Annotated in this window: 9 protein-coding genes; 3 read left to right on the top strand and 6 right to left on the bottom strand. The window is 45.2% G+C overall.

From position 1 onward, the window contains the following. Nucleotides 1-25 precede the first annotated feature (25 nt). From G511_RS0100870 to glyA, 4 genes are all read right to left on the bottom strand, one after another. A complete protein-coding gene (locus G511_RS0100870; protein ID WP_028467921.1) occupies nt 26-694 on the bottom strand; it encodes a riboflavin synthase in 669 nt (222 codons plus the stop codon). Then, nucleotides 694-1854 carry a bifunctional diaminohydroxyphosphoribosylaminopyrimidine deaminase/5-amino-6-(5-phosphoribosylamino)uracil reductase RibD gene (gene ribD, locus G511_RS21505; protein WP_245573792.1) on the bottom strand — a complete coding sequence of 387 codons (1161 nt, stop codon included), beginning with the start codon at nt 1852-1854 and terminating at the stop codon, nt 694-696. The genes G511_RS0100870 and ribD overlap by 1 nt, the downstream gene beginning before the upstream one ends. A 3-nt stretch (nt 1855-1857) precedes the next feature. Continuing rightward, nucleotides 1858-2370 (bottom strand): transcriptional regulator NrdR, encoded by a 513-nt coding sequence (gene nrdR, locus G511_RS21500; protein ID WP_051221376.1) that lies wholly within the window; start codon nt 2368-2370, stop codon nt 1858-1860. Between the two features lie 163 nt (nt 2371-2533). Beyond that, on the bottom strand, nt 2534-3790 hold the full coding sequence (gene glyA / locus G511_RS0100855) for a serine hydroxymethyltransferase (protein WP_028467920.1): 1257 nt from the start codon (nt 3788-3790) through the stop codon (nt 2534-2536). A gap of 205 nt (nt 3791-3995) precedes the next feature. Between glyA and G511_RS0100850 the strand changes: the two genes are divergently transcribed. Continuing rightward, nucleotides 3996-4370 carry a glutathione S-transferase N-terminal domain-containing protein gene (locus tag G511_RS0100850; RefSeq protein WP_028467919.1) on the top strand — a complete coding sequence of 125 codons (375 nt, stop codon included), beginning with the start codon at nt 3996-3998 and terminating at the stop codon, nt 4368-4370. Nucleotides 4371-4718: 348 nt separating this feature from the next. Continuing rightward, nucleotides 4719-6377: an energy-dependent translational throttle protein EttA gene (gene ettA / locus G511_RS0100845; protein WP_028467918.1), complete on the top strand. Its 1659-nt coding sequence runs from the start codon at nt 4719-4721 to the stop codon at nt 6375-6377. A 65-nt stretch (nt 6378-6442) separates the two neighbouring features. Here the strand turns inward: ettA and G511_RS23700 are convergent, their stop codons facing one another. Beyond that, on the bottom strand, nt 6443-9850 hold the full coding sequence (locus tag G511_RS23700; protein WP_051221374.1) for a PAS domain S-box protein: 3408 nt from the start codon (nt 9848-9850) through the stop codon (nt 6443-6445). Nucleotides 9851-9966: 116 nt separating this feature from the next. On the opposite strand from G511_RS23700, the gene G511_RS0100835 reads away from it, so the two are divergent. Continuing rightward, on the top strand, nt 9967-10347 hold the full coding sequence (locus G511_RS0100835; protein WP_028467917.1) for a PilZ domain-containing protein: 381 nt from the start codon (nt 9967-9969) through the stop codon (nt 10345-10347). 30 nt (nt 10348-10377) lie between these two features. Here G511_RS0100835 and radA read toward each other — a convergent pair whose 3' ends face one another. Next, a complete protein-coding gene (radA, locus tag G511_RS0100830; protein WP_028467916.1) occupies nt 10378-11745 on the bottom strand; it encodes a DNA repair protein RadA in 1368 nt (455 codons plus the stop codon). Between the last annotated feature and the right edge of the window lie 107 nt (nt 11746-11852).

Genomic DNA, 11852 nt, shown 5'->3' with positions numbered 1-11852 from the left:
CATTATCTTCCTGTCTTGTAAGCTTTTAACGCTTCATATAACCATTTTCCGCTAGCGTCGCCAGCGTTAATCCACTTTGTTCTTCTTGCGTATGTTCTGTTTGGCCGGTCATTAGAAGGCGCTCCATATAACGAGCGATGATATCTACTTCTAAGTGAACCTTACTGCCTGTTACATATTGATCAAGTAGTGTCTGCTTCGCCGTGTGTGGCACAATATTCAGCGACAACAAGGCTCCTTGCACGCTATTAACCGTCAAGCTAACACCATCAACAGTGATCGAACCTTTGCCAGCAATATACTTTGATAAAGACACAGGGGCTTCAACCACCAGGTGGATTGAACGCGCATCTTCACGTCGCTCAACTACTTCACCAATACCATCAACATGCCCTGTCACAATATGCCCACCTAAACGGCTTGTCGGTATTAAGGCTTTTTCTAAGTTAACGCGTTCCCCCACTTTCAAAGACTCCAACCGGGTATGCGCCAAGGACTCCCGCGATACATCCGCCCAAAATCCATCACCAGGTAGCTCAACGGCCGTTAAGCACACACCGTTGGTCGCAATGCTATCGCCCAACTGCACATCTGATAGATCTAACGTGCCCGTTCTAATATAAAGACGAAGGTCACCTTGAGTTTGCTCAAGTGCTGCGACTTCCCCCAAGGCTTCAATAATACCGGTAAACATTAAACTGACACCTCATTAGCTACGTTATTTCGGGAGGTGTTACAGGAACTACTCACACTATCAAGAAAACAGTAAGTCATACGAAGGTCATCACCCAATTGCCGACAATCAGTCATTGATAACCGTAATTGTTGGTTCATTTGATCTAGGGGCAAATGTAATAAAGGGCGGGCATTGGAACCCAAGATTGTGGATGCCATATATACAACTAGCTCGTCGACTAACCCCGCTTCAACAAATGCTCCTGCCAATGTAGCACCGGCTTCAACCAGCACCTCATTGCACTGTTCCGACGATGCCAGATGACGTAATAGCCATTCTAAATCAATCTGGCCATCACACTGTTGAGCCGCAAGCACTTCAGCGTGTGGCATATCACGCTCACCCTGAGTTACCCATAAAGTACGGCCAGGTTGCTGTAAAATTTTAGCACCAGAATCCATCTTTCCAGAATTATCAAGCACCACACGAAGTGGCTGTTGCTTAACAATATCCGTAGCATTTTCTAAGCCTAATTCTGTCTCACGGATCGTCAAAGAAGAATCATCTATTTGTATCGATCCAATGCCCGTAACAATGGCAGAACTCCTGGCTCTTAATCGCTGTACATCACCACGAGCTGCGCTCCCGGTGATCCATTGGGATTCACCGCTGCTCATCGCTGTGCGCCCATCAAGGCTCATCGCTAGCTTGACCCTTACCCATGGCAGTCCGGTCTCCATGCGTTTAATAAAGCCCGGGTTCAACTCCGCCGCTTGTTTACCTAATAAGCCAGTACTGCACTCAATACCTGCCGACTGAAGCATTTGTATACCTCGCCCTGCTACTTCAGGGTTAGGGTCCTGCATGGCACTCACAACCCGAGCAATGCCCGCATTGATTAAGCCTTCAGCGCATGGAGGGGTTCTTCCGTAATGGCTGCAAGGCTCTAATGTGACATACGCCGTTGCACCACGGGCCGCTTCTCCCGCTTGCTTAAGCGCATTAACTTCGGCGTGCCCTTCACCTGCACGGTAATGAAAGCCACGACCGACCACTTCACCGCCTTTCACCACAACACAACCGACTCTCGGATTAGGTTCCGTGGTGTACAGTCCTTGCTTGGCAAGCTGGATAGCCTCAGCCATATAGCTAGTATCTTCTACACTCCAATCAGGCACCGCCTAGCCCTCTAGTACTTTATCTTTAGAGACAAGAACTTTAGGCGCTTGGCCTTCAAGCGTCTCATCTTCAGACAGGCGCTCGATCTCTTCACGGAACTCATTGATATCCTGGAAACTGCGATAAACAGATGCAAACCTGACATAAGCGACTTGATCCAGCTTACGCAGTGCAGCCATCACCTCTTCGCCTAATTGGCGTGATGGTAACTCTCTTTCGCCAGTGGCACGTAAACGGTGCTTTATATGGTTAATGCAAGCTTCGACAGCTTCAACGCTGACAGGGCGTTTTTCTAACGCGCGTTGAATTCCAGCGCGGAGTTTGTCTTCATCAAAAGGTTGACGTGACCCGTCTGCTTTAATTAGACGAGGCATGAGGAGTTCAGCAATTTCAAAAGTGGTATAGCGCTCATGACAGGCAATACATTCACGTCTTCTACGAACCTGTTGGCCTTCAGCCACGAGGCGCGAGTCGACTACTTTGGTTTCATTGGCGCCACAAAAGGGACAATGCATAGTGAAATCCTGTCATTAAAGAGCGTAAGTAAAACAGTGCGTGTCTTACTCAAGATAAAGAGCGGTGTATATAACTAATTCATAACCTGTAACGCAAAAAAGGGCGACCTTTCAGTCGCCCGTCTATTCTACCTGATTTAGCGCTTATTTATAAACTGAAATGCTATTTATAAACAGGGAAACGGCTACAGATATCGAGCACTTGAGCTTTTACACGTGCACTCGTTTCTTCATTAGTAATGTCATCAAGAACATCACAGATCCAGTTAGTTAACTGAGTAACTTCTGCCTCTTTAAAACCACGACGTGTTACCGCAGGTGTTCCGATACGAAGACCCGATGTCACAAACGGTGAACGTGGATCATTAGGAACAGAGTTTTTGTTCACTGTAATGTTTGCACGACCTAAGGCAGCATCAGCATCTTTACCACTGTAATCTTTGTCAATCAGGTCCATTAAGAACAGATGATTCTCTGTTCCGTCAGAAACAATATTAATGCCGCGAGACTTAAACGTTTCAGCCATTGCCTGTGCATTCTTCACAACCTGCGCCTGGTATGCTTTCCACTCAGGCTGCATTGCTTCTTTAAAGCAAACCGCTTTACCTGCAATAACATGCATCAAAGGACCACCCTGAGACTCAGGGAAAACAGCAAAATTCAGCTTCTTCTGCAAGTCTTCATCTGCACGAGCAGACAAAATCAAACCACCGCGCGGGCCGCCTAAGGTTTTGTGCGTTGTGGTCGTCACAACATCCGCGTACTGCATTGGTGATGGATATACACCGGCGGCAACTAAACCAGCAACATGTGCCATATCAACAAACAGATATGCACCTACTTTATCCGCGATATCGCGGAAACGCTGCCAATCAACAATGCCAGAATACGCAGAGAAACCAGCAACAATCATCTTAGGTTTATGCTCAAGCGCTAAACGCTCAACTTCGGCGTAATCAATTTCACCTGTTTCTGCATTTAAACCGTATTGAACCGCATTATAAATACGGCCTGAAAAAGACACAGCTGAGCCATGGGTTAAATGACCACCATGAGCAAGACTCATACCCAAAATAGTATCACCGGGCTTGCACAACGCCATAAAAACAGCAGCATTAGCTTGCGAACCTGAATGAGGCTGCACGTTGGCATAAGTTGCATCAAAAAGTTCACAAGCACGATCAATGGCCAGTTGCTCTACAACATCAACGTACTCACAACCACCGTAGTAACGCTTATTAGGATAACCTTCAGCATATTTATTAGTCAGTACAGATCCCTGAGCTTCCATCACTCGTGGGCTGGTATAATTTTCAGAAGCAATCAGCTCGATGTGCTCTTCCTGACGTGTGGCTTCAGACTGCATTGCTGACCACAGATCAGTATCAAAATCGGCAATTGACATATCTTTGCTAAACATAGCTATCCCCTAAGTTACTGGTCTCACCCGGATGGCATCCGGCCTTTAAAAAAGGAGCGCATTATACTCTGAACTGAGGCCAAAACACACTTGAAAGTCTATCACTTAGACAAGAAGAGCATTCATAACAGCCAATAGATGATCATTAATCGCTGAACATGATAAGCTACGCGCCTTTCTACCTTGATAGCTGAGACTTTTAGAGATGGCTTTTATTCGCTGGTTCCTAGGCAAACTAATTCTGACCATTAATTTTCTGACAACTCCTCGTGGACTCAAACGCACTGCAGACGAACAGGCTCAAACCGATAAACAGACACATCAATTGGCACTTTACCAATTTCATGCCTGCCCTTTTTGCGTCAAAGTGCGCCGTGCGATGAAGCGCTACTCTCTTGATATTGAACTGCGCGATGCCAAAAACAATGAAACATTCCGCCAAGAGCTACTAGAACAAGGGGGACGCATCAAAGTACCTTGTTTACGCATTACTAATAATGATGGCGGCGTGAGCTGGATGTATGAGTCGAACGATATCATCCGCTACCTTGAACAAAGATTTGTAAACACGAAAGCTTAGAACCAAGTATACGAACTTTCTGAGAATTACGGCCCTTACAGGGCGGGAACATAACGAGGGCCTTAATTACTTTGCATACTTTGTATGCAAAATTGCCTCTTTAATGACAGTTACGAATACCATGTTCAAGCGCCTGATTGCGCGAGTTCAGTTGCCCGAACCCCGTTACTCCTTTATTGTTTACCTTTTATTCAAAATGCTCTCAATATAGTAAGACTTAAGAACACTTATCGGCGGCTCAGCTTTTATAGAGCCGCCCCAAATACGTATTTGAAAATATACGTTTCATTCTAGTATTTTCAGATAAAATTGAGCGGCATGCTAACCGATACGATACGCTGAGGACTTATGGCACAGTACGTTTATACAATGAATCGCTTGGGAAAAATTGTTCCTCCCAAACGTCAGATTCTTAAAGATATTTCACTCTCTTTCTTTCCCGGTGCCAAAATCGGCGTACTCGGCCTCAATGGTTCAGGTAAATCCACTCTTCTTAAAATCATGGCTGGCGTTGATACTGACTTTATCGGTGAAGCTCGCCCCATGCCGGACCTTAAAGTCGGTTATTTACCACAAGAGCCCCAGTTAGATAACAGCAAAACTGTACGTGAAATTGTTGAAGAATCAGTAGCCGACGTAAAGAATGCGCTGACAGAGCTCGATCAAGTTTATGCAGCCTATGCAGAACCCGATGCAGATTTTGACGCGCTAGCTAAAAAACAGGGCGAACTCGAAAACCTCATTGAAGCAAAAGAAGGTCACAGTCTTGAAGTCGCACTAGAACGTGCCGCTGATGCTATGCGACTACCGCCATGGGATGCCCAAGTTGAACATCTATCCGGTGGTGAGCGTCGCCGTGTTGCTCTATGCCGCCTGCTTCTAGATAAACCAGATATGTTGCTTCTAGATGAGCCCACCAACCACCTAGATGCGGAGTCTATCGCTTGGATTGAGCGCTTCTTACAAGAGTACCCTGGTACTGTTGTTGCCATCACCCATGACCGCTACTTCCTAGATAACGCTGCAGGCTGGATTCTTGAACTAGACCGTGGCCACGGCATTCCATATGAAGGCAATTACTCATCTTGGCTTGAGCAGAAAGAACAGCGCCTAGCTCAAGAATCTAAGCAAGAAGCTGCTCACCAAAAAGCCGTGAAATCTGAATTAGAATGGGTTCGCCAAGGTCAAAAAGGCCGACAATCCAAATCTAAAGCTCGCCTAAGCCAGTTCGAAGAGATGAACTCTCGCGAGTTCCAAACACGTAACGAGACCCAAGAGATCTATATCCCACCAGGACCTCGTTTAGGCGCCCAAGTGATAGAGCTGCATAATGTATCCAAAGCCTATGGCGACAAACTGCTCTTTGAAAACCTAGAAGCGACCATTCCACAAGGTGCTATCGTGGGCGTTATCGGAGGCAACGGTGCAGGTAAATCAACGCTATTTAAGATGATTGCTGGCGAAGAGCAACCTGATTCTGGTGAAGTTATCGTTGGTAGTACTGTTAAATTGGCTTATGTAGATCAGATGCGCGAACTCAATGGTGACAACACCGTTTGGGAAGAGCTCTCTGATGGGCAAGACATAATCACCATTGGTAACTACCAAACACCATCACGCGCCTATTGTGGTCGCTTCAACTTTAAAGGTTCAGATCAACAAAAACGTGTGGGTGACCTGTCAGGAGGTGAGCGCAACCGCTTACATCTAGCGAAACTGCTAAGAGAAGGCGGCAACGTACTGCTATTAGATGAGCCAACCAACGATCTAGATGTAGAAACACTACGTGCTTTAGAAGAAGCACTATTGGCTTTCCCTGGCTGTGCCGTGGTTATCTCGCATGACCGCTGGTTCTTAGACCGTGTATGTACACACATGCTGGCCTACGAAGGCGATTCTCAAGTATCTTTCTTTGATGGGAACTACACAGAATACGCTGAAGATTACAAGCGTCGCCATGGTAAAGACCACCAGCCAGAGCGTATTAAGTACAAACGCATCAACTAGTAGTAGAGCCTGTAACCACAAACAACCAGCGCTGCTGGTTGTTTGTTCTCATAACGTCCTATTCTTCAATGTAGCGGTTTGCTATCTACCATAAGTATCTTCTCAAACTCATCTGCTGGTACCGGCCGACTAAATAGATACCCTTGCGCATAATCGCATTGCTGCTCCAATAACAGCTGATACTGCTCTTCTGTTTCAACACCCTCCGCTATTACTTTAAGACCTAACCCTTGTCCCATCGCGATAGCAGCGCTTACAAGCTGCAGGTCAGCCTGATCCAGCGTTATATCATTAATAAAGCTTTTATCGACTTTTAACGTATCAAATGGATAGCTTCGCAGGTAACTCAATGATGAGTACCCAGTACCAAAATCATCCATCGAAATACCTATTCCCATGCTATTCAGATCCGACAAAGCAACATCTATCATGGCATGCCCTGTCATCAAAACACCTTCTGTAATTTCAAGCTCAATGCCAGAAGCAGGAAGATTAAAACGCGCTAACAAATCGTGAATGAATGTTACCAACGTTGCATCTCGAAATTGACGTGGCGAAATATTAACAGCCACACGAAAGTTAGGTGAAAATTCATTACGCCAACCAGATGCAACAGTAACAGCCTGCTCCAAGACATACCTGCCAATAGCAACAATTAACCCAGTCTGCTCTGCGATAGGGATAAACTCATCCGGCGCCACCTGCCCTAATACTTCGTTATTCCAACGCAGCAATGCTTCTGCACCAATCACTTTACGTTTTTTTAAATCAACAACAGGCTGAAAATATACTTGAAACTCATTTTTTCCTAGCGCCGCACGCAACTGCTCTTCAATAAGCAAGCGACGTGCAACATCTTCATTCATTTGTTGAGTATAAAAATTATAGGTATTACGGCCCTGCTCTTTTGAGTGGTACATAGCTGCATCAGCCTGCCTTAATAGCTCAGCAGGCGTTAAACCATCCGTAGGGTAAACAGACACACCGATACTCACAGTAGATACAAGCTCTCTACCCTTCAACTGAAACGGAGCTCTAAACTGCTCTAATAACTTCTCCGCAAGTTGAGCAATAATGGCATTACTTTCTAGCTGATCGATAAGAATAATAAACTCATCACCACCCAAACGACCAATGACATCTACATCCCTAACAGCAGTTTTTAAACGTAAGGCAGCCTCTACCAGTAACTCATCACCGATCTGATGCCCCAAGGTATCATTCACTTTTTTGAAATCATCTAAATCGAGAAAGAACACCGCCACTTGCGCCTGTGAACGCTGAGTATCTTTTAGCATTTGCGACAGCCTATCAAGCGATAAAAAGCGGTTAGGTAGGCCTGTCAAACTATCATAGTGAGCTTGATAGAGTATTCTTTCTTCTTGGTTTTTTTGCTGAGTTATATCCTGTTTTACCGCTAAGTAGTGTTTTACATTCCCTACTTCGTTAATTACGGGTGCTATATGCGCCTGCTCCCAAAATAACTGCCCATCTTTCTTTCTATTCTGAAACTCTCCCTGCCATGACTCCCCAGCAGCCAAAGCTGCCCATAGTTGCTGATATTTAGCGTCGGGAGTAGAGCCAGACTTAAGCAGACTACTAGGCTCACCAACTACTTCATCACTACTGTAGCCAGTCACTCGCTCAAACATGCTATTAACATATTCTATTTTGCCATGAACATCAGTGAGTACCACAGAAACAGGGCTTTGCTCTATCGCCTGAGAAAGCGTAATAATACGCTCTTCAGCTCGCTTCAAGGCCGTCAAGTCTAAATCGATACAATACATCTCGGGCTCATTATTCACACCAGTAATCATGACATGGCTGGTGAATACTGAAATCGGTGAGCCGTCAGATTTTTGCAATACCATTTCTGAGGCGGGAGTCACAGGACCTCCCGCTACCCAACGATTGACCTCTTCTATAACGGGCTCTCTTATCGCATCTGGTATAATTAAATCTTCTAGCTTTTTACCTAAGGCATTTGCTGTCGAGTAACCATATACGGCTTCACTCGCATCATTCCAAAAAATAACATCACGGTTTTTGTCATAACCTTGGACAGCAATAGCGGGCATGTTCTCAAATACATGCCTAAATCTCACTTCGCTTTGCCATAAGCGCTGCTCTGCCATTTTCCGCTCAGTTATATCCTTTATAAATACAAAAAACTTACCGCCATTCTCAGCCCAATATGTCGCATTCACTTCAACATCAAACACGGAGCTGTTTTTACGACAGTGCTGACTACTAAAACGCTGCTCTTTTTGGTTAATAATTTGCTGAATATGCTTCTCAGTCATTTGGGCAGTCTCAATAGCCACTAACTCATTGATATGCATACCAGAAAGCTCAGCAATACTGTAACCCGACATCACCGAATAAGCTTCATTTGCATCCTGAACAAGACCATCAGGCGATATAATCAAGAAACCATCCAATGCAGTACTTAATACATTGCGATAGGTATTTTCATTCCTACGTAGTAGTTCTTCTGCTCTCTTCTTTTCAGTTACATCTCTGCCAATCCCTATGAGGCCATAAAGCTTACCGGCCTCACCATAAAAAGGTGTTTTCAATGTATCAAGAAGAATTTCTCGCCCATCGGGATGCATAACCACTTCATCATTTGTACGATGCTGGCCAGACAACAACATCTCTTGGTCTTTTTGTCGAAAAAAAACGGCCTGTTCATGATCAAAAAAATCGTAATCTGTCTTACCTATAATCTCTGCTTCGCTCGCACCAAAAAGCTCAGCTGTCGCTTTATTGCAACCCAAATAACGACCATCTACAGTTTTATAAAAAATAAAGTCGGGGATGCTATCAATCAGACGCTTAAGCAAGCCTCTTTCTCGATCCAATAAAATTTTATGCTCAAGAAGGTCAAGCTCGGCTTTGCGCCTATCTTTTTGATGCTTGAGCAACATACCCAGCAGCATTGTTCCGATGGGGTAAATAGTAAACAACGAGGGAGCAATGGCCGAAATGATGGTATAACGCATATCAACAGGCATCAAAAACATACACAGCAGAACATCAAGCTGGACACTCAAGCCCAGTAAGTAGAGCAACCCCCAACTCATCTCCTTCTTATATCGCAGACTCCAATAACGCCACGCCAAACCAATGATGCCACTGGAGATAATCACTATTGAACCAACATAAATTCCAGCGCCTCCTTGAAAAAGGCGCAAACAAACTGTCATAGCTACAGCGATTAACGTTGGAACAAATCCAAAATACAGCCCACATAGGCTTATCAACACCCAACGGGTGTCGAAAAAGACACCAGGGCTTAGCTCCCAAGGCGTTAACATCACAGAGATACCTATGATGCCGACTAAAATACCCGTCAATACGTTACGTAATACTTTATTCGCGAGGTTATGCAAACCTAACGAATCATAAATAACGCCAAGTGCCAACAACAAAACAGCATTATTCAATAACCCTGCAAAGCTAGTCATCTAAGTCTACACACCGAATTCATTTCCATATTAATAGTGTAGTTGATGATCTACGCTAATAGCGATTTTCGCTCTATACTAAATAATAAGAAATTGACGAATATCTGGAGCACAAAGTGGAAGAGTCTATTCAACACCCACAAAACCGGCGCAGGTTCACAAGGATTCATTTTGATGCGCAGTGTACACTGCAGTCATCAGATGGGGAGTGGCCAGTCAAATTAATCGATATTTGTTTAAAGGGCGCGTTAGTTGAGAGCCATACTGACATTTCTCTGAGTATTGGTGATCTAGTCGAATTGAAAATAATACTCGATGGTAATGATGTCGTTATTACAATGCCCGCTCGCATAAACCATCGAGAAGATAATCACCTTGGCTTTCAAGCAATGGACATGGAGCTTTCAAGCATCAGCTACTTGCGTCGGCTTGTAGAGTTGAACTTAGGTGACCCAGCTCTACTAGAACGAGAACTAATTCACCTTTATAAGGTTTAATAAGCAACCTTTATCTTGAGTGTTGGGTGATTACAAAGCATCCAAAGCGTCAGCTAAGCGGCTGACGCCAACAACCTCCATTCCTTTTATGGCGTCTTTAGGTACATTGCCCTTGGGAACAATAGCTCGTTTAAAGCCATGTTTGGCGGCTTCTCGAATACGCTCCTGCCCGTTTGGTACCGGGCGGATTTCACCTGACAAACCTACTTCACCAAAGACCATTAGATCTTGTGGTAAAGCCCTGTCTCTGTAACTAGAAACTACCGCCAGTAGTAATGCAAGGTCAGCACTTGTCTCAAGTACTTTTACACCACCCACGACATTTACAAACACATCCTGGTCCCCTGTTTGCAAACCGCCATGACGATGGAGAACTGCCAGCAGCATTGATAAACGATTACCGTCCAACCCAACAGCCACACGTCTTGGATTATTCATATGCGACTGATCGACTAACGCTTGAATCTCGACCAACAAAGGTCTAGTACCCTCCCAGACAACCATAACAACACTGCCAGGGCTCGCTACCTCACCACGACTAAGGAAGATGGAACTAGGGTTTTTCACTTCCCTAAGCCCTGTTTCCAACATAGCAAATACGCCCAACTCATTTACAGCACCAAAGCGATTTTTATGTGAGCGTAGCGTTCTAAAGCGGCTATCTGAGGAACCTTCTAACTGCAAAGAGCAATCGATCATATGCTCTAGCACCTTAGGGCCTGCTAACGAACCATCTTTTGTCACATGCCCGACTAAAAACAACACGCATCCCGTTTGCTTAGCAAAGCGTGTTAAATCAGCAGCAGACTCTCGAACCTGCGAAACTGAGCCAGGGGCTGACTGCACCTCAGCCATATGCATCACCTGAATTGAGTCGATAACAACCACTCTAGGTTTAAGCTCAGTGGCCACCTGGCACACAGACTCAACACTGGTTTCAGAGAGCATTTTTAGCTGTTCGGCTTTTAAACCTAAGCGGTGTGCACGCATCGCGACTTGCTGCAGTGATTCTTCACCCGTCACATACAATGCAGGCATGTTTTCAGCCAAATAACACATGATCTGTAACAGCAGCGTACTTTTACCCGCTCCCGGGTGCCCCCCCATCAGAATAGATGAACCAGGTACTAACCCTCCACCCAATACACGATCAAGCTCCTCGGCCCCCGTACTAAAACGTGGCATATCTGCTAGATCGACGTCGGCTAAACGCATAACCCGTTGACTCGCTTGCCCTGCATAGCCATCAAACCGCGGTTTGGCGGCCGAATTTTGGACTGCGCCTAAACGCACTTCACTTAAGGTATTCCACGCCTGGCAAGCAGAGCATTGCCCTTGCCACTTAGTAAAATCAGCGCCGCATTCGTTGCAAACATAAGCCGTTTTGGCTTTCGCCATGTTGTTCTCCCTTTGCTATATGAAATGCATTCTACCCAACCTGCACACTTCTCATAAAGCATTAGTCTGTTTCGCTTTTAATTTGTCGGGGATAACCTTTACAATCG

The organism is Neptunomonas japonica DSM 18939, from assembly GCF_000422765.1.
Classification (GTDB): domain Bacteria; phylum Pseudomonadota; class Gammaproteobacteria; order Pseudomonadales; family Balneatricaceae; genus Neptunomonas; species Neptunomonas japonica.
The sequence above is the reverse complement of the archived record's forward strand: the minus strand, read 5'-3'. Positions and strand labels throughout refer to the sequence as shown.

Excerpts from the sequence above, each read along its gene's own strand:
- G511_RS0100870 (WP_028467921.1), bottom strand. The coding sequence starts at position 694 with ATGTTTACCGGTATTATTGAAGCCTTGGGGGAAGTCGCAGCACTTGAG.
- nrdR (WP_051221376.1), bottom strand. The coding sequence starts at position 2,370 with ATGCATTGTCCCTTTTGTGGCGCCAATGAAACCAAAGTAGTCGACTCG.
- glyA (WP_028467920.1), bottom strand. The coding sequence starts at position 3,790 with ATGTTTAGCAAAGATATGTCAATTGCCGATTTTGATACTGATCTGTGG.
- G511_RS0100850 (WP_028467919.1), top strand. The coding sequence starts at position 3,996 with ATGGCTTTTATTCGCTGGTTCCTAGGCAAACTAATTCTGACCATTAAT.
- ettA (WP_028467918.1), top strand. The coding sequence starts at position 4,719 with ATGGCACAGTACGTTTATACAATGAATCGCTTGGGAAAAATTGTTCCT.
- G511_RS23700 (WP_051221374.1), bottom strand. The coding sequence starts at position 9,850 with ATGACTAGCTTTGCAGGGTTATTGAATAATGCTGTTTTGTTGTTGGCA.
- radA (WP_028467916.1), bottom strand. The coding sequence starts at position 11,745 with ATGGCGAAAGCCAAAACGGCTTATGTTTGCAACGAATGCGGCGCTGAT.